The sequence below is a fragment of the Streptomyces sp. NBC_00190 genome (assembly GCF_036203305.1).
In the GTDB taxonomy this organism is placed as follows: Bacteria; Actinomycetota; Actinomycetes; order Streptomycetales; family Streptomycetaceae; genus Streptomyces.
The window spans coordinates 2,020,607-2,045,854 of sequence record NZ_CP108131.1; the positions used below are offsets into that span (position 1 = coordinate 2,020,607).

Annotated in this window: 24 protein-coding genes and 1 pseudogene; 7 read left to right on the top strand and 18 right to left on the bottom strand. The window is 72.9% G+C overall.

Going from position 1 to position 25,248, the window contains the following annotated elements; translation table 11 throughout:
- Window positions 1-188 precede the first annotated feature (188 nt).
- Together OG429_RS09930 and OG429_RS09935 are read left to right on the top strand one after the other, a co-directional pair.
- A complete protein-coding gene (locus OG429_RS09930; protein WP_405680159.1) occupies window positions 189-1,304 on the top strand; it encodes a hypothetical protein in 1,116 nt (371 codons plus the stop codon).
- A 226-nt stretch (window positions 1,305-1,530) separates the two neighbouring features.
- Window positions 1,531-2,601: a phosphatase PAP2 family protein gene (locus OG429_RS09935; RefSeq protein ID WP_328924936.1), complete on the top strand. Its 1,071-nt coding sequence runs from the start codon at window positions 1,531-1,533 to the stop codon at window positions 2,599-2,601.
- A 300-nt stretch (window positions 2,602-2,901) separates the two neighbouring features.
- On the opposite strand, the gene OG429_RS09940 is transcribed toward OG429_RS09935, so the two are convergent.
- Window positions 2,902-3,882, bottom strand: a complete 981-nt coding sequence (locus OG429_RS09940) for a helix-turn-helix transcriptional regulator (RefSeq protein WP_328924937.1) — start codon at window positions 3,880-3,882, stop codon at window positions 2,902-2,904.
- Between the two features lie 45 nt (window positions 3,883-3,927).
- The gene (locus OG429_RS09945; RefSeq protein ID WP_328924938.1) at window positions 3,928-4,653 is read right to left on the bottom strand and encodes a transglycosylase family protein; all 726 of its coding nucleotides are present in this window, start codon (window positions 4,651-4,653) and stop codon (window positions 3,928-3,930) included.
- A 297-nt stretch (window positions 4,654-4,950) separates the two neighbouring features.
- On the opposite strand from OG429_RS09945, the gene OG429_RS09950 reads away from it, so the two are divergent.
- A complete protein-coding gene (locus OG429_RS09950) occupies window positions 4,951-5,763 on the top strand; it encodes a hypothetical protein (protein ID WP_328924939.1) in 813 nt (270 codons plus the stop codon).
- Between the two features lie 168 nt (window positions 5,764-5,931).
- Window positions 5,932-6,348 (top strand): hypothetical protein, encoded by a 417-nt coding sequence (locus OG429_RS09955; protein ID WP_328924940.1) that lies wholly within the window; start codon window positions 5,932-5,934, stop codon window positions 6,346-6,348.
- 24 nt (window positions 6,349-6,372) lie between these two features.
- On the opposite strand, the gene der is transcribed toward OG429_RS09955, so the two are convergent.
- The 4 genes from der to OG429_RS09975 all read right to left on the bottom strand — a co-directional run bounded on the left by der (window position 6,373) and on the right by OG429_RS09975 (window position 10,563).
- On the bottom strand, window positions 6,373-7,836 hold the full coding sequence (der, locus tag OG429_RS09960; protein WP_328924941.1) for a ribosome biogenesis GTPase Der: 1,464 nt from the start codon (window positions 7,834-7,836) through the stop codon (window positions 6,373-6,375).
- A gap of 75 nt (window positions 7,837-7,911) precedes the next feature.
- Entirely contained in the window at window positions 7,912-8,499 is a 588-nt protein-coding gene (locus OG429_RS09965; protein ID WP_328930216.1) for a lysophospholipid acyltransferase family protein, read from the bottom strand.
- Between the two features lie 56 nt (window positions 8,500-8,555).
- Entirely contained in the window at window positions 8,556-9,290 is a 735-nt protein-coding gene (gene cmk, locus OG429_RS09970) for a (d)CMP kinase (RefSeq protein ID WP_328924942.1), read from the bottom strand.
- Window positions 9,291-9,474: 184 nt separating this feature from the next.
- Window positions 9,475-10,563, bottom strand: coding sequence for a prephenate dehydrogenase (locus OG429_RS09975; RefSeq protein ID WP_328924943.1), 1,089 nt, complete (start codon window positions 10,561-10,563; stop codon window positions 9,475-9,477).
- 237 nt (window positions 10,564-10,800) lie between these two features.
- Between OG429_RS09975 and OG429_RS09980 the strand changes: the two genes are divergently transcribed.
- The 3 genes from OG429_RS09980 (at window position 10,801) to OG429_RS09990 (ending at window position 12,433) form a co-directional block, all read left to right on the top strand.
- On the top strand, window positions 10,801-11,142 hold the full coding sequence (locus tag OG429_RS09980) for a DUF952 domain-containing protein (RefSeq protein ID WP_328924944.1): 342 nt from the start codon (window positions 10,801-10,803) through the stop codon (window positions 11,140-11,142).
- Window positions 11,143-11,226: 84 nt separating this feature from the next.
- Window positions 11,227-11,715 carry a Rieske (2Fe-2S) protein gene (locus tag OG429_RS09985; RefSeq protein ID WP_328924945.1) on the top strand — a complete coding sequence of 163 codons (489 nt, stop codon included), beginning with the start codon at window positions 11,227-11,229 and terminating at the stop codon, window positions 11,713-11,715.
- A gap of 28 nt (window positions 11,716-11,743) precedes the next feature.
- Complete coding sequence (locus tag OG429_RS09990) at window positions 11,744-12,433, top strand: nucleotidyltransferase domain-containing protein (RefSeq protein ID WP_328924946.1); 690 nt, start codon at window positions 11,744-11,746, stop codon at window positions 12,431-12,433.
- Here OG429_RS09990 and OG429_RS09995 read toward each other — a convergent pair.
- From OG429_RS09995 to OG429_RS10050, 12 genes and pseudogenes are all read right to left on the bottom strand, one after another.
- Window positions 12,413-13,179: pseudogene (locus OG429_RS09995) on the bottom strand (nucleotidyltransferase domain-containing protein). The gene OG429_RS09990 and the pseudogene OG429_RS09995 overlap by 21 nt on opposite strands.
- 3 nt (window positions 13,180-13,182) lie before the next feature.
- On the bottom strand, window positions 13,183-14,193 hold the full coding sequence (locus OG429_RS10000) for an ADP-ribosylglycohydrolase family protein (protein WP_328924947.1): 1,011 nt from the start codon (window positions 14,191-14,193) through the stop codon (window positions 13,183-13,185).
- On the bottom strand, window positions 14,190-14,930 hold the full coding sequence (locus tag OG429_RS10005; protein ID WP_328924948.1) for an NUDIX hydrolase: 741 nt from the start codon (window positions 14,928-14,930) through the stop codon (window positions 14,190-14,192). Before OG429_RS10005 ends, OG429_RS10000 begins: the two co-directional genes overlap by 4 nt.
- The gene (locus OG429_RS10010) at window positions 14,927-16,006 is read right to left on the bottom strand and encodes an AAA family ATPase (RefSeq protein WP_328924949.1); all 1,080 of its coding nucleotides are present in this window, start codon (window positions 16,004-16,006) and stop codon (window positions 14,927-14,929) included. The genes OG429_RS10005 and OG429_RS10010 overlap by 4 nt, the downstream gene beginning before the upstream one ends.
- Window positions 16,003-16,599, bottom strand: coding sequence for a nicotinamide riboside transporter PnuC (pnuC, locus tag OG429_RS10015; RefSeq protein WP_328924950.1), 597 nt, complete (start codon window positions 16,597-16,599; stop codon window positions 16,003-16,005). The genes OG429_RS10010 and pnuC overlap by 4 nt, the downstream gene beginning before the upstream one ends.
- A gap of 129 nt (window positions 16,600-16,728) precedes the next feature.
- On the bottom strand, window positions 16,729-18,021 hold the full coding sequence (locus OG429_RS10020; RefSeq protein ID WP_328924951.1) for a pseudouridine synthase: 1,293 nt from the start codon (window positions 18,019-18,021) through the stop codon (window positions 16,729-16,731).
- Window positions 18,021-18,656: an SMC-Scp complex subunit ScpB gene (gene scpB, locus OG429_RS10025; RefSeq protein WP_328924952.1), complete on the bottom strand. Its 636-nt coding sequence runs from the start codon at window positions 18,654-18,656 to the stop codon at window positions 18,021-18,023. The genes OG429_RS10020 and scpB overlap by 1 nt, the downstream gene beginning before the upstream one ends.
- The gene (locus tag OG429_RS10030) at window positions 18,653-19,738 is read right to left on the bottom strand and encodes a segregation and condensation protein A (RefSeq protein ID WP_328924953.1); all 1,086 of its coding nucleotides are present in this window, start codon (window positions 19,736-19,738) and stop codon (window positions 18,653-18,655) included. Before OG429_RS10030 ends, scpB begins: the two co-directional genes overlap by 4 nt.
- A 160-nt stretch (window positions 19,739-19,898) precedes the next feature.
- Window positions 19,899-20,408: a hypothetical protein gene (locus OG429_RS10035; RefSeq protein ID WP_328924954.1), complete on the bottom strand. Its 510-nt coding sequence runs from the start codon at window positions 20,406-20,408 to the stop codon at window positions 19,899-19,901.
- Complete coding sequence (locus OG429_RS10040) at window positions 20,393-21,553, bottom strand: ParA family protein (protein WP_405680154.1); 1,161 nt, start codon at window positions 21,551-21,553, stop codon at window positions 20,393-20,395. Before OG429_RS10040 ends, OG429_RS10035 begins: the two co-directional genes overlap by 16 nt.
- Before the next feature lie 326 nt (window positions 21,554-21,879).
- Window positions 21,880-22,995, bottom strand: a complete 1,116-nt coding sequence (ald, locus tag OG429_RS10045) for an alanine dehydrogenase (RefSeq protein ID WP_328924956.1) — start codon at window positions 22,993-22,995, stop codon at window positions 21,880-21,882.
- A gap of 152 nt (window positions 22,996-23,147) precedes the next feature.
- The gene (locus OG429_RS10050) at window positions 23,148-25,118 is read right to left on the bottom strand and encodes a tetratricopeptide repeat protein (RefSeq protein WP_328924957.1); all 1,971 of its coding nucleotides are present in this window, start codon (window positions 25,116-25,118) and stop codon (window positions 23,148-23,150) included.
- Window positions 25,119-25,248: the final 130 nt, after the last annotated feature.

The following is a 25,248-nucleotide window of genomic DNA, read 5'->3' on the forward strand; positions in this document are numbered from 1 at the left end:
GTCCGGCATCGACACGCGAGTGAACGGTCAGCGTACGCGAGTTCGCCTGCCCGATACGTGGTCAAGCTCTCATACCGGCGGCGGCCGTTCTGTGGTGTACGCCACTCCCCACACCTCGCCCTTCCCCCGCGTACACGCGCGCTCACGGCCCGTGGTTCTCGGGGCCGTCGGCGTCGCCACCGATAATCATGCCCGTGAAAGATCTTGGATTCCGCCGGGCCGCGCCCGCGCTCGCCGTCTTCGCGGCGGTCCGCCTGCTCGGGCTGGCCGTGCTCGCGGTGTGGAGCGCGGCGGCCGGCAGCAGCCCGCACACCTTGCTGTCGGCGCGCTGGGACTCGCTCTGGTACGCCCGCATCGCCGCCGAGGGGTACGGGTACGAGGTGCTCCTCCCGAACGGGGACGTCCACTCGAACCTCGCCTTCTTCCCGCTGCTGCCCTGGCTGGAGCGGCTGGTGTCGGCGGCGACCGGGCTCTCGTACGGCTCCGCGGGTCTGGTGGTCTCGACGGCGGCGGGGCTCGCCGCGGCCTGGGGGATCTTCGCGGTGGCGGACCTGCTCCACGGCCGCCGGGCCGGGGTCGTCGCCGTCGCCCTGTGGGCGGCGCTGCCCGTCGGGATCGTGCAGTCGATGGCCTACAGCGAGTCGCTGTTCACCGCGCTGGCCGCCTGGGCGCTGTACGGGGCCCTGCGCGGCCGGTGGCTGACGGCGGGCCTGCTCGCGGCCGGGGCGGGGCTGACCCGCCCGGTCGGAGCCGCGGTGGTCGCCGCGGTGTGGGTGGCCGTCGCACTGGCATGGCGGCGCGGGGAGCGGTCGTGGCGGATGACCGCGGGGGCGGCGCTGGCTCCGCTGGGTGCGGCGGCGTACGTGCTGTGGGTCGGCGCGCACACCGGGCGCGGCCTGTTCGGGTACCTGGACGTGCAGGGCGGCTGGGGCAACGGCTTCGACGGGGGCTGGGCCTTCGCCCGGTTCATCGGGGCGAAGTTGGCCTCCTCCGCCTTCGCGGCCGGACTCGGGCTGATCGCGGGGGTCGTGCTCGTGCTCTGGCTGTACGGGCGGTGCGTGCGGCAACGGCAGCCGGCGCCGCTCCTCGTGTACTGCGGGATCGTCGTGGCGCTGGCGCTCTGCGCGTCGGGGTACTTCGGCTCCAAGCCCCGGCTGCTGCTGCCCGCCTTCCCGCTGCTGCTGCCGGTGGCGGTGGCGTTGGCCCGGTGGCGGACCCGCCGGGCGGCCCTGGTGCTGGGCGCGGCGGCGCTGGCCTCGGCGGTCTACGGGGCACTGTGGCTGAACGGTTCGGGCCCTCCGTAACGGAATGGATCATTCCGATCCATCATTCGGCAAAGGAAAGGAGCTGCGGCGATAAAGTGCCACTAAGTATGCGAAATAATTGCCAGGGCAGTGGATCAAGGCCGCTCCAACCATTGCCGAAATACGGGGAATTAAGTCCCGCGTGAGACCAACTCCACATCACATGGTCATCACAAAGCCGGTGATTCGCCCGGGCTGACCATCGGCGCGCGGTAACGTCGATTGAGTGCGTACCGACCAAATCCTGACCCGTCTGGAGCGGGTGTTCGCCCGGCTGGACCGGGAACCAGAGCGACCGGCTCATCTGCAAACCCCGCAGATGAGCCGGCACCGCGTCGTTCTCCTGGGATCGACCCTCGCCTTCTACCTCGCGATCGTGGTGGCCGTACTGACCACGTCCTGGCTCGTCCGCCTGGACTGGCAGATCATGTTCTTCCGGCCCTACGAGCAGTGGCCGCAGGTGCACGCCTTCCTCGACTACCTCGTCGTGCTCGGCCAGCGCGGGCCCACCGCGGTCATGGTCGCCGCCTGGCTCGGCTGGCGCTCCTGGCGGCAGCACACCCTCCGCCCGCTGATCGCCCTCGGCGTGGCACTGCTGCTGCTCAACATCACCGTCGGGTCCGTCAAGCTCGGCCTCGGCCGACTCGGCCCGCACTACGCCACGGAGATCGGATCGGCCGAACTCTTCGCGGGCGGCGATATATTCCCTTCCGGCCACACCGCGAACGCCGTCGTGACCTGGGGCATCCTCGCGTACCTGGCCTCCACCGTGGTCACCCGGCGGGTGTTGTCCGTGGTGTCCGCGGTCGTCTCGCTGAGCGTCGGCGCCACCACCGTCTACCTCGGCACCCACTGGGTCAGCGACGTCCTGCTCGGCTGGTCCGCGGGGCTGCTGATCCTGCTGGCGCTGCCCTGGTTCGAGCCGCTCATCGCCCGGTCCGAGGCCTACGTCTTCGAGCTGCGCGAACTGCTGCGCCGCCGCGCGGAGACCGGCCGGATGTCCGCGCCGGTCGCGTCCGCGCTCACCCCGCTGCTCTCCGCGGGCGGAAAGTGGCAGCTGGTCCGCGTCACCGACCCCGCCGAGGAGCCGGCTCCCGCGGCCGCCGCGGCGCTCGCACAGGCCGCCGTACCCGTCGGGCACACCCCGGCGCCGCGGCCCGCGGCCGTGCTCTCCGCCCGGCCGCACGTCATCCGGTCCGAGCGGACCCCGGTCACCCCCGTCGGCAGCCGCCGCCCGGCGCACACCGAACGGGCCACCGCCCGGGGGGCGGCGCCCCGCCCGGTCGCCGGCGGCTGAACCGACGCCGCGGGACGGTACGCACACCTCACCGCAGACCGCGAAGGCGGGCCGGGTCACTGACCCGGCCCGCCTTCGTCGTTCGCCGTCCGTCAGCAGCGCGCCCTGACGTTCGTCCGTCCCGGGTCACGCTTGTGTCACAGAATATCGACAGTCGCCAATTGTTTTTCGGCCCGCGACACGCCCGTCGCACAACCCGTTTGGAATTTCCGCCGAAGCCAATCCACGCAACCGGGGAATTTCTGCCGGAGATTGCCACGGACCCGTTGGACCGGACCAGCTGAATCCCCCTCACTTCCCCTACATTTCCTTCACCGCCGCCGACTCCACGGCCCGCCCCAGCAGATCCCTGGCGGCCCTGATCCGGTCGCTCAGCTCGGGCGGCTCGACCACTTCGAACTCACAGCCGAGCAGCATGATGTGAATCACCAGGACGTCCAGGCTCACCGCCCCGGTGCGCAGCAGGCAGCTCTGCCCGTCGACGGGTTCCAGGGCGCCCTCGCTCGGCCCGACGATCCGCGCCGCCTCCTGCGCCGAAACCTTCAGCCGTACCACCGCGCGGGCCGCGTACGCGCGCTGCGCCACGCCCTCGGAGACGTATGCGGCGAGGTCCTCGGCGGGCGGCCGGCGCGGCGTGAACCGCGGCCCGTGCGGCGGCCTGGGCTCGATCCGGTCGGCCCGGAAGGTGCGCCAGTCCTCCCGGTCCAGGTCCCAGGCGACCAGGTACCAGCGCCGCTCGGTGCACACCAGCCGGTGCGGCTCCACCGCGCGGCGGGTCACGTTGCCCTCGTGGTCCCGGTAGCCGAAGCGCAGCCGCTCGGCGTCCCGGCACACGGCGGCGAGCTCGGTCAGCACCGAGGGATCCACGGTGGAGCGCTGCGGCCCGCGCAGCATCGGCACGGTGAACTCGTTGAGCGCGGAGACCCGGCGCCGCAGCCTCGACGGCAGTACCTGCTCCAGCTTGGCGAGGGCCCGTACGGAGGCTTCCCCGATCCCCTCGACCCCGTTCCCGGCGGCGGTCCGCAGCCCGACGGCCACGGCCACGGCCTCGTCGTCGTCCAGCAGCAGCGGCGGCAGCTCGGCCCCCGCCCCCAGCTGGTACCCGCCGCCGGTCCCGGGACTGGCGTTCACCGGATAGCCCAGCTCCCGCAGCCGGTCCACGTCCCGCCGGACGGTCCGCGCGGTCACCCCGAGCCGTTCGGCGAGATCGGCCCCGGTCCATTCGCGGTGAGCCTGCAACAGGGACAACAGACGCAGCAGTCGCGCGGAGGTATCGAGCATGGCCGAAGTCTGCCAGCGGCGAACTGCGCCGGGGCACGCCCGTGTTCAGCGGCGAGGCGTCCCGGTGGGCGACGACGGGGCCACGGCCGGAGCGGGCGACGGACGGGGAGCCGGGGCAGGCGTCGCCTCCCCCGGGACCGCCGGAACCACCGGGACCGCCGGAGGGGCGGTCGCCCGCTCCGGAATGGCCAGCAGCATGCCCACCTCGATCGCCTCGGGCCGGGCCCCGATCAGCTCCCGGTTCGCCTCGTACAGCGCCCGCCAGCCGCCCGGCACCGTGTGCTTGCGCGCGATCGTCACCAGCGTGTCCCCGTCCCGCACCACGTGCATCCGCCCGGCCAGCCCGTACCGCTTCGAGCACGCGGGCCAGGCGTCCCAGCCCTGTCGGCCGATCACGTCCTCCGCGACCCGGATCTGCTGCCCCCGGCTCGCCAGGTCCGCCCGCGGCGCGAACGCGGGCCCTCCGTACTCCACCCACGTCAGGTGCCAGAACTGCAGCCCGCCGTAGAAGCCGTTGCCGGTGTTGATCGCCCAGCGCCCGCTGCTCTCGCAGTCGGCGACGCAGTCCCAGGGCCACTGCCCGCCCGGCCCGCAGTCCCCCGGCCCGCTCCCGATCAGGCCCGGCGAACCGGGGTGCGACGCCCCCGCCGGCCCGGGCGCGGGCGGCGGCGGTGCCGCGCCGGCCGCCGCCGTACCGGAGGGGAGTACGAGGACCAGTACGGCGGCGACGGCAGCGGCACCGGCGGCACGCCGGATCCGGAGGTGGGGCACCGGGTCACGCTACGCAGCCCGCACCGCCGTCCCGGCCCGGCGCACCGGGCGCGCCCCGCGCCCCACCCGGTCGGCCGACCGGCCACCCCTTCCCCAAACGGCCATCCTCGGCCACCAACTGCGCACAAGAAGAAAACAGTTGGCACGAAAGGGAAGCTCCGGTCGGACGGTTCACTCCTCCGGGGGCCCGGTTCGATTCCGTTCCCTCCAATGGCGTGACCCCGGCCGCCGCTCCCCCGTTGATCCCGGTGAGCCGGGAACCGCCCGGCCCCCGCACCTATGCCGAGGAGCCACCCCGTGCCGCGCATGCTCGACGTCAGTGATGAGGTACGTGCCGAGATCGGTGACGAAGAAGCCGACAGGCTGCTCGTCGGCGAGGACGCGCCGCGCAGTTACGACTGCACCTCCTGTCGCACCCCGGGCGACCCCGAGAACGACCGCACCAGCACGGTGCTGTTCGTCGGCGAGGAGACCGCCGTCCTCGCCTTCGCCCACGCCACCTGCATCCCCTCGCAGGTCGTCTCCGTGTCCGAGGAGCAGCTCCAGGGCGCCGTGGCGAGCATCACCGGCGACAGCCCGGCCCCCGGCGCGCCCGCGGCCGCCGGTGCCCCGCAGAACGTGCCCGGCGGCCAGGCCGTCCTCGGCATCACCAGCGGTCTGATCCTGATCGGCGGCGAGCTCCACCCCGCCCTCGTCGTCGAGCCGACCGCGCCGATCGCCCGCCCCGGCAGCGACGGCCCCGGCGACGACTTCCTCCCGCTCCTCATCGAGCAGGGCTTCATCCCCGTCACGGACACGGCCGAGCTCCCCACCCCGCTGAACGGCTGGTCGGTCCTGCTCGCCGGCGGCCAGCTGCACGCCGTCCTCCAGCCGGGCACCGAGGGCAGCCGCCCGGTCGCCTGGTGGCAGGCGCACCAGGCGCTGTCGGTCACCGACGGCTGGCGGGCCGCCGTCAACAAGAACCAGCGCGTGCTCATCTACGCCGCCCCGGTCGGCTCCATCGGCCAGCAGCCCCGTGAGGACCTGCTGCGCGACGCGCTGGACAAGGCGGCCGCCGCGGGCAAGCTCGTGGCCGCCTCGATGCCCCTGGCGGGCACTCCGGGCGCCTGATCCGGGAGGCTCCACAGCCGGTACCGGAACGGCCGCCCGGCCCCCCGCCGCAGGGGGGGCCGGGCGGCGTGCGCCGGGGGTGCGGTCCGTCCCGCGCACCCCCGGCGATCTGCGTTTTTCCGGGCCGTCACCCCGCATCCGCAAGGCGCTCGTTTCGTTGGCTGATACGTGCATCCATACGACTCCTCCCGCGCCCCGTCCCGTACGAGCACCGTCTCGCACACCCCGATCTACGACACCCTGTACTCGGAGTACCTGCGGTCCTTCCGCGCGCTGCCGGGCGACCGAACGGGCGAGGAGGACCTCGGGTTCACGGCCTTCTCGTACGGGTACACCGGCACGGTCAGCCCGTACGGGACGGGCCCGTACGGGACGGGCCCGTACGGCACCGGCTCGTACGGCGGCTGGAACGGTTCGTCGTGGCAGGAGACCGACAGTCGGCAGCCCGCGTACCTCCCGCAGCCGCAGCCCCAGCCCCTCTACTCGTACGCGGGCGGCTCCGGATACGCCGACGGGCGGCAGCGCCAGACCGGGATGACACACGTCCCGGCGGCCCTGCCGCCCGCTCCGCGCCGGGGCTACTGAGCCCGCGGCGGCGTACTGCGCCTGCTACTTCTTCTTCTTGTACTGGGCGCCGCGCTTCTCGCGCACCCGCACCGAGATGTGGATCGGGGTGCCCTCGAAGCCGAACTCCTCGCGCAGCCGGCGCTCGATGAAGCGCCGGTAGCCGTGCTCCAGGAAGCCCGAGGCGAAGAGGACGAACCGCGGCGGCTTGCTGCCCGCCTGGGTACCGAACAGGATGCGGGGCTGCTTGCCGCCGCGGATCGGGTGCGGGTGGGCGGCGACGACCTCGCCGAGGAAGGCGTTCAGGCGGCCGGTCGGGACGCGCGTCTCCCAGCCCGCGAGGGCGGTCTCGATCGCCGGGACCAGCTTCTCCATGTGGCGGCCGGTGAGCGCCGAGACGTTCACCCGGGGCGCCCAGGCGACCTGCTGCATCTCGGTCTCGATCTCGCGCTCGAGGTAGTAGCGGCGCTCCTCGTCGAGCTCGTCCCACTTGTTGTAGGCGATCACGATCGCGCGGCCGGACTCGACGGCCATGGTGATGATGCGCTGGTCCTGGACGCTGATCGTCTCGGTGGTGTCGATCAGGATGACCGCGACCTCCGCCTTCTCCACGGCCGCGGCCGTGCGCAGGGAGGCGTAGTAGTCGGCGCCCTGCTGAAGGTGGACCTTCTTGCGGATGCCGGCGGTGTCGACGAACTTCCAGGTGACGCCGCCGAGCTCGATCAGCTCGTCGACCGGGTCGCGGGTGGTGCCGGCCAGCTCGTTGACGACGACACGGTCCTCCTTCGCGACCTTGTTGAGCAGCGAGGACTTGCCCACGTTCGGGCGGCCGATCAGCGCGATGCGGCGCGGACCGCCGATGGCGGCGCCGCCGAAGGTCTGCTCGGGGGCCTCGGGCAGGGCTTCGAGGACGGCGTCCAGCATGTCGCCGGTGCCGCGGCCGTGCAGCGAGGAGACCGGGTGCGGCATGCCGAGGCCCAGGGACCACAGGGAGGCCGCGTCGGACTCGCCGCTCTGGCCGTCCACCTTGTTGGCGCACAGCACGACGGGCTTCTTGGACTTGCGCAGCAGGCGTACGACCGCCTCGTCGGTGTCGGTGGCGCCGACCTTGGCGTCGACGACGAAGACCACGGCGTCGGCGGCCTCGATGGCGTACTCGGCCTGGGCGGCGACGGAGGCGTCGATGCCGAGGACGTCCTGCTCCCAGCCGCCGGTGTCGACGACCGTGAAGCGGCGGCCCGCCCACTCGGCCTCGTACATGACGCGGTCGCGGGTGACGCCGGGCTTGTCCTCGACGACCGCCTCGCGGCGGCCGATGATGCGGTTCACCAGGGTCGACTTGCCGACATTGGGCCGGCCTACGACGGCGAGGACGGGGAGGGGGCCGGCAGCGGCCTCCTCAAGGGCACCTTCGACGTCCTCGATGTCGAAGCCCTCTTCCGCGGCGAGCTCCATGAACTCCGCGTACTCGGCATCGCCAAGTGCTCCGTGGTCGTGCTGGTCGTTCATGAAGTCCGTTCCTCGTCGATCGTGGTGGTCGGTGGTACCCGCGCAGCGCAGTTCCACTACTAGGTCAAGTCTCGCTCAGCGCCCGGTGAGGCGCTTGGCATCGGCCAGGTGGGCGGTCAGCCGGTCCTGGATGCGTACGGTGGCCTCGTCCAGCGCCGTACGGGTACGGCGGCCGGTGCCGTCCCCGGCGTCGAAGGCCGACCCGAAGACGACGTCGACCCGGCTCTTGAGAGCGGGCAGGCCCTTGACGAGCCGTCCGCGGGTGTCGCCGCTGCCGAGCACGGCCACCGGCACTATGGGCGCGCCGCTGCGGACCGCGAAGTACGCGAGGCCCGCGCGCAGCGAGGCGAAGTCGCCCTCGCCCCGGGTTCCCTCGGGGAAGATCCCCAGGGCCCCTCCGTTGTCGAGCACGCCGAGGGCGCGGCTTATCGCCGTCCGGTCGGCTCCGCCGCGGTCGACCTTGACCTGCCCGATCCCTTCGAGGAAGGGGCCGAGCGGGCCGACGTACGCTTCCTTCTTGATCAGGAAGTGCAGGGGCCGCGGCGCGGTCCCCATCACCATCGGGCCGTCGATGTTGTGCGAGTGGTTCACGGCAAGGATGACAGGGCCGGAGGCGGGCACCTTCCAGGCGCCGAGCACGCGGGGCTTCCACAGCCCGTACATGAGCCCGATGCCGATGCGCCTGCCGACCGCCGCACCCTTGAGGGAGGGCGCTTCGCTCACTTGCCGCCCGCCCGCTTCTGGCTGCCTTCGGTCGCGCTCCGCCGCTCCTCGACGAGCGTGACGACACACTCGATCACCTGGTCGAGGGTGAGCTCGGTGGTGTCCACCTCCACGGCGTCACCGGCCTTGGCCAGCGGGGAGGTCTTGCGGCCGGAGTCGGCCGCGTCGCGCTTGATGAGCGCCTCCTTGGTGGCCGCGAGGTCGACGGCCTCCTTGCCGCGGAGCTCACCGCTGCGCCGGGCGGCGCGGGCCTCGGCGGAGGCGGTCAGGAAGATCTTGAGGTCGGCGTCGGGCAGGACGGTGGTGCCGATGTCCCGGCCCTCGACGACGATGCCCTCGGCCTCCTCGGCCGCCTCGGCGGCGATGGAGCGCTGGAGCTCGGTGATGAGGGTGCGCACCTCGGGGACGGCGCTGACGGCGCTGACCTTGGAGGTGACCTCCTGGGTGCGGATGGGGCCGGCGGCGTCCAGGCCGTCCACCGTGATGGTGGGGGCGGCCGGGTCGGTGCCGGAGACGATGGCGGGCTTGCCCGCGGCGACCGCGATGGCCTGCGGGTCGTCGGTGTCGACACCGTTGGTGATCATCCACCAGGTGATGGCCCGGTACTGCGCCCCGGTGTCCAGGTAGCGCAGGCCGAGCTTTGCCGCCACGGCCTTGGACGTGCTGGACTTGCCCGTGCCGGAGGGACCGTCGATGGCGACGATCACGGCTGCCGGAGCTGCGGTTTCCACGGTGCGGGCACCTTCCTGGTTGCGCGTACGTGTCCGGGCGCGCCAAAGCGCCCCTCCCCAAGGTTACCGGCCCCGGGAACCCCCCGGCCCCGCGCGCTCGATCCCCGGAGCCGCACCCCCGCCGCGCCCGGCGCCGTAGCGGCCCGCATCCGGCTCGGCGCCCCGCCAGCAAGCGGCCCGCGGCCTACTGCTGGCGCAGCGCCCAGCCCCGCTCGCGCAGCTCGGCGGTCAGGCCGGCCGCCGCCCGCGGCTCCACCATCAGCTGGACCAGGCCGGCCTGCTGACCCGTCGCGTGCTCGATCCGCACGTCCTCGATGTTGACCCCGGCCCGCCCGGCGTCGGCGAAGATCCGGGCCAGCTCGCCCGGCTGGTCGCTGATGAGGACGGCCACCGTCTCGTAGACCGTGGGCGCCGCGCCGTGCTTGCCCGGCACCCGGACCCGGCCCGCGTTCCCGCGCCGCAGTACGTCCTCGATGCCCGCGGCGCCGCCGCGCCGCTTCTCCACGTCGGCCGACTGGAGCCCGCGCAGCGCGTCCACGGTCTCCTCCAGGTCGGCCGCGATGCCGGCCAGGACGTCGGCCACGGGGCCCGGGTTCGCCGACAGGATCTCCACCCACATCCGCGGGTCGGAGGCCGCGATGCGGGTGACGTCGCGGATGCCCTGCCCGCACAGCCGGACCGCCGTCTCGTCGGCCTCCTCCAGCCGCGCGGCGACCATGCTCGACACCAGCTGCGGGGTGTGCGAGACGAGCGCCACGGCCCGGTCGTGCGCGTCCGCGTCCATCACGACGGGCACGGCCCGGCACAGGGACACCAGCTCCAGCGCGAGGTTCAGCACCTCGTGGTCCGTGTCCCGGGTGGGGGTCAGCACCCACGGACGGCCCTCGAAGAGGTCCGCGGTGGCGGCCAGGGGCCCGGACTTCTCCTTGCCCGCCATCGGGTGCGTGCCGATGTACGCGGTGACGTCCACGCCGAGCGCCGCCAGCTCCCGGCGGGGTCCGCCCTTGACGCTGGCCACGTCCACGTACGCCCGCGCCGCTCCGCGGCCGATCGCGTCGGCCAGCGTCGCGGCCACGTGGGCCGGGGGCACGGCGACGATCGCGAGGTCGACCGCGCCGTCCACGGGCTCGTCCGTACCGGCGCCGAGCGCGGCCGCCGTATGGGCCTGGGCCGGGTCGTGGTCGACGAGGTGCACGGTGATGCCGCGGGCGGTCAGGGCGAGCGCCGCGGAGGTGCCGATCAGTCCGGTTCCGATGACGACGGCGGTTCTCACGGGGACTCCAGGGTTTGCTGCGGCACGGTGACGGGACTGCCCGGCCAGAGTAGCCAGCCGGGACGGGCGAAGGGCCCGGCGGCCCGTCCCGTGGAACGGCGGCCGGGCCCTGGGAGCCGCCGTGTCCGCGTGGCAGCGGCGTACCCGGCGCCGAGACGCGGACAATGTCACCCATGACGGACACTGCTGCCACTTGGTGCACGCGCCGCTCCCGGTCACTGCGGTAGAACGATCGGCATGATCTTCCACCTCGTCCCGTTCGCCGACTGGACCGCGGCGCCCGAACTGCCGTACGCCCCGCCCTCGCTCGGCTCGGAGGGTTTCGTGCACTGTTCGGCGGACCGCCCCACGGCGCTCGCGATCGCCGACACGCACTACCGCGAGGTGGCGGGGACGCTGCTCGCGGTGGAACTCGACGAGGACGCACTGACCGCCGAGGTCCGCCGCGAAGGTGAATCCGGCGGCCTGTACCCACACGTCCACGGCCCGTTGAACCGGAGCGCCGTGATCCGCGTGTGGGAGGTGGTACGCACACCCGGCAGTCCCGCCACACTGGCCCCATGGCCGCCGGGCCACTGAAACGGCGCGGCAGGCTTCACCTGGAGCCCGTCGCAGGCCAGGATGCTGCTCGCCCATCCGGCCACGAAGCGAGGAGAGACACGCATGAGCGATCCCACGAACACGGCCCGGCGCACGGTACTCACGGCCGGCGCGGCCGCCCTGGCAGGGGGCGCGCTCACCGCCTGCGGCAGTGACGGCGAGAAGACGCCCGCGAGCGGGTCGGCGACCGCGCCCGACGTGTCCGCCCCTTCGGCCCAGCCGGACACCTCCCAGCCGGGCTCGTCCCAGCCCGCGGGGGGCGGCAAGGCCATCGCCAAGGCGGCGGACGTGCCGGTCGGCGGCGGCACGGTGCTGAAGGAGGAGAAGCTGGTCGTCACCCAGCCCACCGCCGGGTCCTACCGCTGCTTCAGCGCCGTCTGCACCCACCAGGGCTGCCTGGTGAACAAGGTGGCGGACGGCACCATCGACTGCCCCTGCCACGGCAGCAAGTTCGCGGTGGCGGACGGGGCCGTGACCAAGGGACCGGCCACCCGTCCGCTCCCGGAGAAGAAGATCACGGTCGCGTCGGACGGCAGTATCTCGCTCGCATAGCGGCAGGCCAGGAGCCTAGGCTCCACGGATGGACGAACTGACGCTGGTACGGGACCACACGGTCTACCAGTGCGTGATGGGCTCCCGGGCCTTCGGGCTGGCGACGGAGGCGAGCGACACCGACCGACGCGGTGTCTACCTCGCCCCGACGCCGCTGTTCTGGCGGTTCGGGAAGCCCCCCACGCACGTGGAGGGCCCTCGGGAGGAGGAGTTCTCCTGGGAGCTGGAACGCTTCTGCGAACTGGCCCTGCGCGCCAACCCGAACATCCTGGAGTGTCTGCACTCCCCCCTGGTGGAACAGCTGACGCCGGTCGGCGAGGAGTTGCTCTCGCTGCGCGAGGCCTTCCTCTCCCGCCGGTCCCACACCAGTTTCAGCCGGTACGCGGCCTCCCAGCGCGGCAAACTCCTCGCGGACGTCCGCAACCACGGCGCCCCGCGCTGGAAGCACGCCATGCACCTGATGCGCCTGCTCCTGTCCTGCCGCGACCTCCTGCGCACGGGCCGCCTGACCATCGACGCGGGCCCGTACCGCGACCGCCTCCTCGCGGTCCGGCGCGGCGAGCTCACCTGGGACGAGGCCGACGCCTGGATGTCGCGCCTCGTGGCGGAGACCGAAGCGGCCCTGATCGCCACCCCGCTCCCCGCGGAGCCCGACCACGCCCGCGTCGAGGACTTCCTCGTCCGCACCCGCCGCGCGTCAGCCCTCGCCGTCCGCTAGGGCACGCCGCCGTACGACGAACTCGTCGAGCGCGTCGTACGCGGTCCCTGCTCCGGCAGGGCGGAGGCCGCCTGCGCCTCGTCCAGCACCCGGTGCAGCGCCTCGAACTCCTCCCGTACGGCGGCGACGGGCGGCCCCTCGTACGCCCCGTGCTCGGCGGCCGCCTTGGCCTCGATGAGCCCGGCCAGCCGGCCGGGTGCCTCCGGGACCTCCGCCAGCAGGGTCGGCAGGTGCGCCTGCACCTCGGCCGAGCGCATCAGGTGGATGCCGGTGAGCAGGGCCCGGAAGGCGTAGAGCAGCGGTTTGAGTTCGGCGGCCTTCTCGAAGAGCCGCCACTGGGTGTTGGCGAAGCCCCGGTAGTGGTGGGCGTGGTGGGAGGTCAGCACGCCCGGGGCCAGCGCCACGAGTTCGGCGTGGGCGGGCGTCGTGTGGACCACCAGCGGGGACAGCAGCTGTTCCAGGACGTAGCCGTTGCGGCGCAGCAGCAGCGTCACGAACTTGCGCAGGTCGTGCGTGACCAGGTCCATCTCCACGCCGTCGCGGTCCCACATGCGGCTGCGGGTCTCCTCAGGGGCGCGCAGGCCCAGCAGCGCCGCCGCCGGCAGGACGTGGACACCGCGCAGGTCGATGTCCGAGTCCTGTGAGGGGAAGCCGTAGAGGTGGGCGCCCGACACCGTGGCGAAGAGCAGCGGGTCGGGCTGCTCGGCCACGACCGGGGTCAGGTCGGGACTCAGTGCGTCCAGCATGGTTCACGCGTCCCAGAGGGTGCCGAAGGCCAGGAGTTCGTCGCGGTACTCGATGCCGCCCTCCCAGTCGCGGGGCCAGATGTCCGCGCCGAGGTGGGCGCCCGCGAAGGCGCCCGCGAGGCAGGCGATGGAGTCGGAGTCGCCCCTCGTGCAGGCCGCGCGGCGCAGGGCCAGGAGGGGTTCCTCCGGGAAGAGCAGGAAGCACTGCAGGGCCGTGGCGAGGGCCTCCTCCGCGATCCAGCCGTCGCCCGTGGTCAGGCAGGGGTCCGTCTCGGGGGACGGGGTCCGCAGGGCGGCCGCCAGCCGGTCGAGGGCCGTCAGGCAGTCGTCCCAGCCCCGCGCGATGAAGGACTCCGCGGAGGCGTCGGATGCCGTCCGCACCCACAGGTCCCCGAGCCAGCGCTCGTGGTAGCGGGTCCGGTTCTCCAGGGCGTACGAGCGCAGCTGTCCGACCAGGCCCGTCACCTCGGTGCCGGCGGCCAGCAGGTACACGGCCCGCGCCGTCAGGTCGGAGGCGGCGAGCGCCGTCGGGTGGCCGTGGGTGAGGGCCGACTGGAGCTGGGCGGCGCCGACCCGCTCCTCCTCGGTCCAGCCGGGGACGAGCCCCACCGGGACCACCCGCATGTTCGCGCCGCAGCCCTTGGAGCCGATCTGGCTGGCGTCGCGCCAGTCCCGCTCCGGGTCCGCGAGGAGCCGGCAGGCGGTCATGCAGGTGCGGCCCGGCGCCCGGTTGTTCTCCGGGGAGTGGTACCAGTCGACGTACTCCTCGCGGACCGGCCGGGCGAGGCGCAGCGGGCCCACCCGGCCCCGCTCGACGGCCGTGCGTATGCCGCGCGCCAGGGCGAGGGTCATCTGGGTGTCGTCCGTGACGATCGCCGGGCGGGGCAGCTTCATCTCCCGCCAGGGGCCGGTCTTGGCCAGGATCGACGGGACGTCGTTGAACTCGGTCGGGAAGCCGAGGGCATCGCCCAGGGCCAGCCCGAGCAGGGCGCCGGTCGCGGCTCGTTTCGTCATCGAGTGGGTCCTTCCGGTCGGAGCAGCGGGGGGTGGAGGGCGGTCGCGGGGCCGGCCCGGTACAGCGCGGCCGGTTTGCCTCGTCCGCCGGTCAGCCGGGCGGCGCCGGGCACGGCTTCGACGAACCCGGGCGTGGCGAGGACCTTGCGGCGGAAGTTGGGTCGGTCCAAGGCCGTGTCCCAGACGGTCTCGTAGACGCTCTGGAGCTCCCCGAGGGTGAATTCGGGCGGGCAGAAGGCGGTGGCCAGGCAGGTGTACTCCAGCTTCGAGCCGATCCGCTCCCGGGCGTCCGCCAGGATCACCGCGTGGTCGAAGGCCAGCCCGGGGACCTCCCCCACCGGCGTCCAGCGGGCTTGGGCCGCGTCGCCGCCGCCCTGCGCGAGCGGCTCCGGCATGTCCGGGACCAGCGCCGTGAAGGCCACGGAGACCACCCGCATCCGGGGATCACGGTCCGGCTCGCTGTACGTGCGCAGCTGCTCCAGGTGCAGGCCGGCCACCAGGGCCGCCGACAGGCCGGTCTCCTCGGCCAGCTCGCGGCGGGCGGCCGCCTCGGCGGACTCCCGGGGCAGGAGGAAGCCGCCGGGGAGCGCCCAGGCCCCCGCGTACGGCTCCTGGCCTCGCCGGATCAGCAGCACGTGCAGCCGGCCGCCCCGTACGGTGAACACCGCGAGGTCGACGGTCACCGCGAACGGTTCGAAGGCGTGCGGGTCGTAGCCCGCGGGCAGCGCCCCGCTCACCGGGTCTCCGGCAGGGGATCGGCGAAGTGCCAGCCCTCGGTGAGCAGTTCGTCGACGGCCGCCACGGCCGCCGCCAGCCGCTCCTCGCGGTCGCCCCGTACGAGGAGGAAACGCCTGCCGGTGCGCTCCAGTTCCTCGCGGAACCGCCCGGTCATCCAGGGCCGCAGGTGCGGGCCGTCCCGCAGCCCGTCGTCCTCGAAGGGCACGTCGGCGTCGTCCGTCAGCAGGTACAGGTCGCGCCGGGTGAGGGAGGCGGTCTTCTCGACCTCCTCGTTGCGTCCGCCGACGTAGCGCTCGTGCCAGATGCCGGTTGCGAAGGAATCGGTGTCGCAGAACAGCACCGGGGAGCCCAGCCGGGCCGCCCGCTCCTCGTCCGCGTCCTGGCGCCGCGCGATGACGGGGAACTCCTCGGAGGTGAAGGTGATGTCCTCCCAGGCGGCCGCGGGGTCGGCGGCGCGGGCCGCCGCCAGCTTCTCCTCGCTGTACGAGCGCCCGTACTCGGCGACCCAGCCCGTCCCGGCCCACACCCCGCCGCGCCGCCGGTAGTGCGCGGCCAGTGCCCGAGACAGCGTCGTCGTCCCCGTGGACTCGGCGCCGAGCACGACGACCCGCCGCGTCAGGAAGGCCCGTACCGCCGGGCCCAGGAAGTCCCAGCAGCCGACGGGATCCGCCCGCACCGCCGTCCCGGAGACCGGGAACAGCGTCCGCGCCGGGTCCACGCAGACCTCGTCGGCACCGAACCGCCTCGCGAGCTCGGTCCCGTACTCCTCCGAGGTGAAGACGGCGTCCACCGGCCCGGCCACCGCGGCCCGGAAGATCGCCATGTGCGCCTCCCAGACGGCCGGGTCGTACAGGTCGACCGGGACGTCGTCGACCGCGCCGACGACCTCCGCGCCCGGGTGCGCCTCGCGCATCCAGGCGACGCGGTCGGCGAGCGGGACGGACTCCACGGAGGCCGCGCAGACCAGCACGGTCAGCCGCTCGCACTGGTCCTGGGCGGTGCGCACCAGGTGGTGGTGGCCGGCGTGCGGCGGATAGAACTTGCCGAGGACCAGGCCGTGCCCGTAGCGCCTCACGCCCGCGCCTCCATGGCCGTACGGGCCCCCCGGGCCGGGAGCGTGCGCCGCCAGCCGATCAGGCCGACCACGCACAGCGCGAGGAAGGCGACGTAGAGGACGGAGGTGAGGTAGAGCTCCTTGTAGGCGTAGAGCGGGATGTAGACGAGGTCGGCGGCGATCCACAGCCACCACGACTCGACGAGCTTGCGGCACTGGCCGTAGGTGGCCGCGAGCGAGAGCCCTGTCGTCAGGGCGTCCCAGAACGGGACCGTGGAGTCGGTGACCTCGCCCAGCAGCAGGGTCAGGCCGAGCACCCCCACCGCCCCCGCCGCGGCCAGCCAGACCCATTCGGTGCGCGTGGTGCGGCGCACCGGCAGGGCCTCGGCGGTTCCTGGTCCACCCCCGTGGGTCCAGGACCACCAGCCGTACGCGGCGAGGGCGATGAAGACGATCTGCAGCCCGGCGTCGGCGTAGAGGCCGGCCTGGGTGAAGAGCACGATGAAGAAGATGTTGTTAGCGATGCCGATCGGCCAGTTGGCGACGTGCTGCCGGGCCACGAGCCAGACGCACAGGGCACCAGTGGCGAATCCGAGTACCTCGGTCCAGCTCATGACGGCCCCTCCTTTAATAGTCACGTTGACTATAAACAGAGGGACGGGTCCCGGACAAGGGAAAAGCCCGCAGCGCCGTAAGGCACTGCGGGCTTTCCTCGGGCCTGGCGGTCAGGCGATCAGGCGGTCCTACAGACCGACCTCGCGCATCAGCATGCCGACCTCGGTGTTGGTCAGGCGGCGCAGCCAGCCGGACTTCTGGTCGCCCAGCTCGATCGGGCCGAAGGAGGTCCGGACGAGCTTGTCGACGGGGAAGCCCGCCTCGGCCAGCATGCGGCGGACGATGTGCTTGCGGCCCTCGTGGAGGGTGACCTCGACCAGGTAGTTCTTGCCGACCTGGTCGACGACGCGGAAGTTGTCGGCGCGGGCGTACCCGTCCTCCAGCTCGATGCCGTCCTTGAGCCGCTTGCCGATGTCGCGCGGCAGCGAGCCGGTGATCGCGGCCACGTAGGTCTTCTGCACGCCGTACTTCGGGTGCGTGAGGCGGTGGGCCAGCTCACCGTGGTTGGTGAGCAGGATGATGCCCTCGGTCTCGGTGTCGAGCCGGCCGACGTGGAAGAGGCGCGTCTCACGGTTGGTGACGTAGTCGCCCAGGCACTGGCGGCCGTCCGGGTCCTCCATGGTGGAGACGACACCGGCGGGCTTGTTCAGCGCGAAGAAGAGGTACGACTGGGTGGCGACGGTCAGGCCGTCCACCTTGATCTCGTCCTTCGGCTGGACGCGCTTGCCCTGCTCCAGCACGATCTCGCCGTTGACCTCGACGCGGGCCTGTTCGATGAGCTCCTCGCAGGCGCGGCGCGAGCCCATGCCGGCGCGGGCGAGCACCTTCTGCAGGCGCTCCCCCTCCTCCTCGGCACCCGGGAAGGTCTTGGGCGTCTTGATCACGGGCTTGTCGGCGTACCGGTCGCGCACGCGCTCCTCGATCCGCGCGTCCAGTTCACGCGGGCGGGACTGGCCGCTGCGGCTGCCCGGGCCGCGGCGCGGGCCGCCGGCCCCGCCGATGCCGGGGGTCTTGGAGGTCTTGGGGCCGCCCTTGGCGCCACCGCGCGCGGCTCCGCCACGCGCACCGCCGCCGCCTGCCTTGGGGCCCGAGCGGCCGCTGCGCTCGCCCTCGGGGCCCACGTCGTAGCGGCGCTCCTCGGGGCGCGGGTTGCGGGGACGCTGGGGCGCCTGGTCGCGGTCACGGTCGCCACCGGAGGAGGAGCCGCCCCGGTAGCCGCCGCCGGAGCCGCCACCGCGGTAGCCGCCGCCACCGGAGGAGGAGCCGCCGCGGGAGCCACCACCGCCGGAGGAGGAGCCGCCACCGCGGTAGCCACCGCCACCGCCACCGGAGCCGCCACGGGCGCTACCACGCCCGCCGCCGCCACCGCCGCTGCTGCTGTTCCTGTTGCCGCCGCCGTTGCCGTTGCCGCTGCTTCGCATCAAAGTTCCGTCGTCTTGTCGTCGTCTTCATCGGTATCCGGTGAGTCCGGATCGAACGACGGAACACCTTCCTGCGTCTCGGCTTCGATCGCGTCCGCCTCGGGGAGGAAGGGCGCGAGCTCCGGGAGCTCGTCCAGGCCTCGTAGGCCCATCCGCTCCAAAAAGTGGTTCGTCGTCCTGTACAGGATCGCACCTGTTTCGGGTTCCGTCCCCGCCTCCTCCACCAGACCCCGCTGGAGGAGGGTCCGCATGACCCCGTCGCAGTTGACTCCGCGGACCGCCGAGACCCGCGACCGGCTCACCGGCTGGCGGTACGCGACGACCGCCAGGGTCTCAAGGGCCGCCTGGGTGAGACGGGCCTGCTGGCCGTCCAGTACGAAGCCTTCGACCGCCGGGGCGTACTCGGCCCGGGTGTAGAACCGCCAGCCGCCGGCGACCGGGCGCAGCTCGAAGCCGCGGCCCTGGAGGGTGTACTCGTCGGCGAGCTCGCGCAGCGCGTCCGCCACTTCGCGCGGGGTGCGCTCCAGCACCTTGGCGAGGTGCGCCTCGGTCGCGGGCTCGTCCACGACCATGAGGACGGCCTCCAGGGCCGGCTTCAGCTCCAGCGCGGCCACCGCGCTCGCGTCGCTGCTCAATCCTTCGCCTCCACGATCTGGTCGAACTCGTCGGTCACGGTCGGCATGCCGTCGCCGTCCCCGCCGCTCCAGCGCACGGTCAGGGTCTGCAGGGCCTCCTCCTGGTCCAGGGCCACCGCCTTCTCGCGGTAGAGCTCCAGGAGCGCCAGGAAGCGGGCGACGACGGTGAGGGTGTCCTCGGTGTCCTCGGTGAGCTCCTGGAAGGTGGCCTCGCCGCGGGCCTTCAGCATCCGTACGACGAGCCCGGCCTGCTCGCGCACGCTGACGAGCGGCGCGTGGATGTGGTCCACGTAGACCTGGGGCTTGGCCTTGGGCTGCATGGCCTTGACGGCGAGGCGTGCGAACCCCTCCGGGCCGATGGTGATGACGACCTCGGGCAGCAGGTCGGCGTGGTGCGGCTCCAGCCCCACGGTCCGCGGGTACCGCTTGCCCTCCGCCTCCGCCCGCCGCTCGAAGATCTCGGCGATCTGCTTGTACGCCCGGTATTGCAGCAGGCGCGCGAAGAGCAGGTCGCGCGCCTCCAGCAGGGCGAGGTCGGCCTCGTCCTCGACCTCGGCGGCCGGCAGCAGCCGGGCGGCCTTCAGGTCCAGCAGGGTGGCGGCGACGACGAGGAACTCGGTCGTCTGGTCGAGGTCCCAGTCGGGCCCCATGGCCCGGATGTGCGCCATGAACTCGTCGGTGACCTTCGACAGCGCGACCTCGGTGACGTCGAGCTTGTGCCGCGAGATCAGCTGGAGCAGCAGGTCGAAGGGCCCCTCGAAGTTGGCGAGCCGCAGTGTGAACCGCCCGTCGCCCCCGCCCGGGACCGGAGGCTCGGCCGGGGTCCGGGGCTCGGCCGGGCTCGGGGGCTGGGCCGGTCTCGGGGGCTCCGCCTGGCTCGGTACCGGGGGCTCGGCCGGGGCCGGGGGCTCGTCGCGGCCTTCAGGGGCCCCGCCAGCGGGCCCGTGGACCTCCGGGGGCTCCGTCCCGCCGTCGGGCCGCCCCCGCCGCGCAGCGGGCGGCTCAGGGCCGTCCTGCGGCGTACCGGGCCCGCGGCCCAGGAGTCGCCGGGTCGGTCGGCCGGGTTCGGCGGGGAAGGGCATCGCGGTCCAGGTGGTGCGCAGCGGGCGGCAGGCGAGGGGCCCGGGGAGTCGCCCGCGGCCACGAGCAGCCTAAGGGCTGACCTGCCCATCCGGCCGGATGGGCCCGCGGGGCCGGGCCGGGCGGACCCGACCCGGTCCGCAGGGGCGCGGGCGCGGCCGGTCAGCGGCCGCGGAGGCGCCGTACGAGGATGCTCGCGTCCCCGCGGGATTCGAGATCGGCGAGGACGACCGCCACCGCCTCGCGGACGATGCGGCCGCGGTCGACCGCCAGGCCGTGCTCCCCGCGCAGCACCAGCCGCGCGTGCTCCAGGTCCATGAGCTCCTCGGCGGAGACGTAGACCGTGATCTTCTCGTCGTGCCGCTCCCGCCCGCTGGGCCGCCGGTTGGCGCCCCGGCCCTGCCCCTTGCCCCGCCGGTCCGGCTGGGCCGGCCCGTTGGCGGAGCTGACAGAACCTTCCTGCGGCCGCCGGGGTGCGCCCACCACCGGATCCGGGCCGGCCTCGGCCTCCCGGCTGCGGCCCTCCCCCGCCGTGCCCTCGGCCGAGGAGGCCGAGTGCTCGGCGGCAGGCGCCTCGTCGGCGCCCCGCCTCGGCGAGGAGGACTGCAGGGCCATCCCGCCGGTCGTACGGAACAGTTCGTCGGCTCCGGGCAGACTCACTCGGCGTGACACCGGGCGAGCACCTCCCTGGCCAGCTGGCGATAGGCGGCGGCACCGACGGAGTTGGACGCGTACGTCGTGATCGGCTCACCGGCGACCGTGGTCTCCGGGAAGCGCACCGTCCGGCCGATGACCGTGTGGTAGACGTGATCGTCGAAGGCCTCGACGACGCGCGCCAGCACCTCGCGGCTGTGCACCGTACGGGAGTCGTACATCGTGGCGAGGATGCCGTCGAGCTCCAGCTCGGGGTTGAGCCGCTCCTGCACCTTCTCGATGGTCTCGGTCAGCAGCGCCACGCCGCGGAGCGCGAAGAACTCGCATTCCAGCGGGACGATGACCTTGTGAGCCGCCGTCAGGGCGTTCACGGTCAGCAGACCGAGCGAGGGCTGACAGTCGATCACGATGTAGTCGTAGTCGGCCATCAGGGGCTTCAGGGCCCGCTGCAGGGTGGACTCGCGCGCGACCTCGCTGACCAACTGCACTTCGGCAGCGGACAGGTCGATGTTGCTCGGCAGCAGGTCCATGTTGGGGACCGCCGTCTTGAGCAGCACCTCGTCGGCCGACATGCCCCGCTCCATGAGCAGGTTGTAGACCGTCAGGTCGAGTTCCATCGGGTTCACGCCGAGGCCCACGGACAGCGCGCCCTGCGGGTCGAAGTCGACGAGCAGCACGCGGCGCCCGTACTCGGCGAGAGCGGCACCCAGGTTGATGGTCGACGTGGTCTTGCCCACGCCGCCCTTCTGGTTGCACATCGCGATGATCTTCGCGGGACCGTGGTCGGTCAGCGGACCCGGGATCGGGAAGTACGGGAGCGGGCGTCCGGTCGGGCCGATCCGCTCACGGCGCTGGCGGGCAGCGTCGGGGGCGAGGGTGGCCGCGTACTCGGGGTCCGGTTCGTACTCCGCGTCGGGGTCGTAGAAGTGCCCTTCGGGCACATTGTCGTAGTCGGCGAATCCAGTGGGCTTTTCGCCGCTCCGGTCGCCGGCCCTGGAGTTCACGTCTAGGCCGTCCATGCTCTTTTGGGGCGTCGTCATGTGCTGGTGGTTTGCGAAGGTGCGGACTGCGACGGAGCCGACAGCCTCGAGCCCGGCGGGGTTCTGGCCCCGCTCCGGCGTCCCTGCTCGACCACCCCCAGGAGCAAATGTCGACTCATTCACAAGTCGTCTTACCTCCTCGGACGTGACCAGGACACTTATCGATAGGTCAGCGTGGCACCATGCCGACGGTTGGCGACTCTATGGCGTGTCACCACTCAGCGGCAACACAATCCGCCGGACCCGGCACGATGTGTCGGCAACCGAACACCGCTCTGTCAAGGGCGCACGCGCCGTCGCCACGAAGTTTCGCGGGTGCGCGAAAGGGTTAAAGGGTTACGTTCGAGGCGAGTTGAGGGGCTCCGCGGTGACCCCGGCAAACGCGTCCGGCCGGACCTTGCGGGCAAGGTCCGGCCGGATACGTGAGATTGACGTCAGTCGTTGACGTTTCAGCCGAGCAGCGTGCTCAGCTCAAGGGTCTGCAGGCCGTGGGCCTCGGCGACCGGACCGTAAACGACCTGGCCGTCATGGGTGTTGAGGCCCAGGCCGAGCGCGGGGTCACGACGCAGCGCCTCGACCCAGCCGAGGTTCGCGAGCTGCACGATGTAGGGCAGCGTGGCGTTCGTCAGGGCGTAGGTGGAGGTGTTCGGCACCGCGCCCGGCATGTTGGCGACGCAGTAGAAGACCGAGTTGTGGACCTGGAAGGTCGGCTCGGCGTGGGTGGTCGGACGGGAGTCCTCGAAGCAGCCGCCCTGGTCGATCGCAATGTCGACAAGGACACTTCCGGGCTTCATCTTGGCGACGAGCTCGTTGGTGACCAGCTTCGGGGCCTTCGCACCCGGGATCAGCACCGCGCCGATGACGAGGTCGGCCTCGATGACGGCCTTCTCCAGCTCGTAGGCGTTGGAGACGATCGTCTTGATCTTCGTGCCGAAGATCTTGTCGGCCTCGCGGAGCTTGTTGATGTCGCGGTCCAGCAGGGTCACGTGGAAGCCCATGCCGATGGCGATCTGCGCGGCGTTCCAGCCGGAGACGCCGCCGCCGATGACCACGCACTCGCCGGCGTGGGTGCCGGGCACGCCGCCCGGGAGCACGCCGCGGCCGCCGGCCGAGCGCATCAGGTGGTAGGCGCCGACCTGCGGGGCCAGGCGGCCCGCGACCTCGGACATCGGGGCGAGCAGCGGCAGCGCGCGGTTGGCGAGCTCGACCGTCTCGTACGCGATGGCGGTGGTGCCGGACTCCAGCAGGGCGTCCGTGCACTCACGGGAGGCCGCGAGGTGCAGGTAGGTGAAGAGGGTCTGGTCCTTGCGGAGGCGGTGGTACTCCTCCGCGATGGGCTCCTTGACCTTCAGCAGCAGGTCCGCGGTCTCCCAGACCTCGTCGGCGGTGCCGAGGATCTCGGCTCCGGCGGCGACGTACTCGGCGTCCGTGATCGAGGAGCCGACACCGGCGTTCTGCTCGATGAAGACCTGGTGGCCGTTGCGGACCAGCTCATGCACGCCGGCGGGCGTGATGGCGACCCGGAACTCGTTGTTCTTGACCTCGCGGGGGATGCCGACCTTCATCGTCGATCACGGTCCTTGGCTCAGGGGATATTACGGGGCACTTCCATACATACCCGCCCACAAGTACGCGCAACGGGATGCACCACGGGATGACGTGGTGAAGCCAGTTTAATGAAGGATGAACTCGTGTCTAGCCTTGCAAACAAATAATCTCAGTCGGAATCACTACGGATTTCGCAGGCTGCGGGGTCGTCTCCCAGCAATCTGTCGGCTGCGGAGCGGTGCAGCCGGGCGGCCGCGGGGTCGCCCAGCCGGTCGAGCGTGTCGGCCAACCGGACCTGCAGCGCGGCCTGCAGCCGCTGGTCCCCGGCGCGCCGCGCGAGCTCCACCGCCTCCCGGCAGGTGTGCAGCGACTCCTCGGGGCGGCCGGCGTACTCCTGGACCCGGGCCATCTCGCTCAACGCCTTCGCCTGACCCGGGACATCGGCCAGCCGGCGGTAGCCCGCGGCGGCGGCCCGCCAGCTGCGCAGCGCGTCCCCGTACCGGCCCGCGTACGTGTGTACGTTTCCGAGCCGCCCGTACAGCCGGGCCTCGTCCGGGCGCTCCCCCCGCGCGAGGGCATGGGCCAGCGCCCGGCCGAACCAGTCGGAGGCCCGGTGCCAGTCCTCCAGCTCCTGGTAGGCGCCGCCTACGGATTCCATCGCGCGGCCCGTCGCATACGGGTCGTTCGCGGCCCGTCCGGCATGCAGCGCGGCCCGGTAGCGGTCGAGGGCCTCCTGGGTCCGCCCGGTCGCGGCGTCCAGGTCGGCCAGGTTGAGCAGCGCGGCGGCCTGCTCCCGGTGCAGCCCGCGCCGCTCCGCCACGTCCAGGACCAGCCGGTGCAGCCCGTACAGCTCGGGCGCGGCCTCGGCGGTGCCGCGGTGCTCCGCGAGGGCCCGTACGAGGGCGGCCACCAGCCTGCGGGCCAGGGTGTCCAGCTCGCCGTCGGCGACGGCGAGGGTGGCCGCGGCCGTCAGCGCGGGCAGCCGGGTGTCGAGCCAGGTGGCGGCGGCCCGCCGGTCGGGGAAGCGCAGGGCCCGCGGCAGCCCCTCCAGCTTCTCCCGTACGTCCAGGCCGTCGTCCTCGCCCTCGGCCATGGCCCGGCAGGAGTGCAGGAGCCGTACGGTGCGCTCCAGCATCCGGGCCCGCGCGAGCTGGACCTCGGCGGGGCGCTCCTTGGTCTCCAGCAGGGCCTGGAGCTGGGGCACGAGGCAGCCGGGCAGCAGGAACAGGCCCTCGGGGGCGTGCCGCAGCAGGCCGAGCCCGGCGAAGTCGTCGAGCGTGGACTGGGCCGCGGCCACGGAGCAGCCCGCCAGGGCGGAGGCGGTGTGCGAGTCGACGATGCCGGCTGGGGCCAGCGGCAGCAGCCGCAGGGTCCGCTGGGCGGGCTGCGGCAGGGACTCGTAGACGAGGCGGAAGCCCCGGACGAGCGGGCCGCCGGTGCCGACGGGCATGTCGTGCAGCTGCTTGGCCACGTCAGAGACGGAGGCCTTGGGGTGGGCGGCGAGCCAGCCGCCGACGAGGGCCAGCGCGGCGGGCTGGCCGCCGCACTCCTCGGTGAGCGCCTCGGCGGCGCGGGGGTCGGCGGTGACGCGGGTGTCGCCGATGCGCTGCACGAGCATCTCCACGGCGGAGGGGGTGTCCAGCCCGCCGAGGGTGCACGGGCGGACATCCGGAATCCCGGTGAGCGGCCCCTCCGCGGTGACCACGACGAGGCACTCGGGTGTGTCCGGGAGCAGGGCGTCGACCTGGTGCGGGTCGGCGGCGTCGTCGACGAGGACGACCACCCGGCGCCCGTCGAGCGCGGTGCGCAGGGCGGAGCTGAGCTCGTCCTCGCCGGCCCCGGGCGGGGTGGGCTGCCCCAGCCCCTCCAGCAGGCCCCTGACGGCCCGCTCGGTTTCCACGGTCTGCCCGCCGGGTGCGGTGAGGCGGGTCCGGAGCACCCCGTCGGGGTACTGCCCGGCGACCTCGCGCACGAACGCCTCGGCCAGAGCGGTCCGTCCGGACCCCGGCCGCCCGGCGATCAGGAGCACGCGGGCGCGGGGTGCCTTGGCCTTTCGGCCCGAGAGGGTGTCGAGCCCGGTCCGTGCGATGTCCTCGCGCAGCTCCTTGAGCTCACGCCGCCGCCCGACGAAATCCGTCACGGATCCGCTCCTCTCCCTGCCTCCGGATTGCGAGCGTAGTTCACGCAGAGCGACGACCCGGGTGGAGCGCGGCGGACAAATCCCCCAATCGGATCAGCCGATGGTCACACCACTGAGCCGCACGGCCCCG

What these genes read in the sequence shown, in the direction of transcription:
- OG429_RS10020 (WP_328924951.1), bottom strand. Translation starts at nt 18,021, where the DNA reads ATGCGAAGCAGCGGCAACGGCAACGGCGGCGGCAACAGGAACAGCAGC.
- OG429_RS09990 (WP_328924946.1), top strand. Translation starts at nt 11,744, where the DNA reads ATGGACGAACTGACGCTGGTACGGGACCACACGGTCTACCAGTGCGTG.
- OG429_RS09965 (WP_328930216.1), bottom strand. Translation starts at nt 8,499, where the DNA reads ATGTACGGGCTGTGGAAGCCCCGCGTGCTCGGCGCCTGGAAGGTGCCC.
- OG429_RS09980 (WP_328924944.1), top strand. Translation starts at nt 10,801, where the DNA reads ATGATCTTCCACCTCGTCCCGTTCGCCGACTGGACCGCGGCGCCCGAA.
- OG429_RS09985 (WP_328924945.1), top strand. Translation starts at nt 11,227, where the DNA reads ATGAGCGATCCCACGAACACGGCCCGGCGCACGGTACTCACGGCCGGC.
- pnuC (WP_328924950.1), bottom strand. Translation starts at nt 16,599, where the DNA reads ATGAGCTGGACCGAGGTACTCGGATTCGCCACTGGTGCCCTGTGCGTC.
- OG429_RS09930 (WP_405680159.1), top strand. Translation starts at nt 189, where the DNA reads ATGCCCGTGAAAGATCTTGGATTCCGCCGGGCCGCGCCCGCGCTCGCC.
- OG429_RS09940 (WP_328924937.1), bottom strand. Translation starts at nt 3,882, where the DNA reads ATGCTCGATACCTCCGCGCGACTGCTGCGTCTGTTGTCCCTGTTGCAG.
- OG429_RS10030 (WP_328924953.1), bottom strand. Translation starts at nt 19,738, where the DNA reads ATGCCCTTCCCCGCCGAACCCGGCCGACCGACCCGGCGACTCCTGGGC.
- ald (WP_328924956.1), bottom strand. Translation starts at nt 22,995, where the DNA reads ATGAAGGTCGGCATCCCCCGCGAGGTCAAGAACAACGAGTTCCGGGTC.
- der (WP_328924941.1), bottom strand. Translation starts at nt 7,836, where the DNA reads ATGAACGACCAGCACGACCACGGAGCACTTGGCGATGCCGAGTACGCG.
- OG429_RS10000 (WP_328924947.1), bottom strand. Translation starts at nt 14,193, where the DNA reads ATGACGAAACGAGCCGCGACCGGCGCCCTGCTCGGGCTGGCCCTGGGC.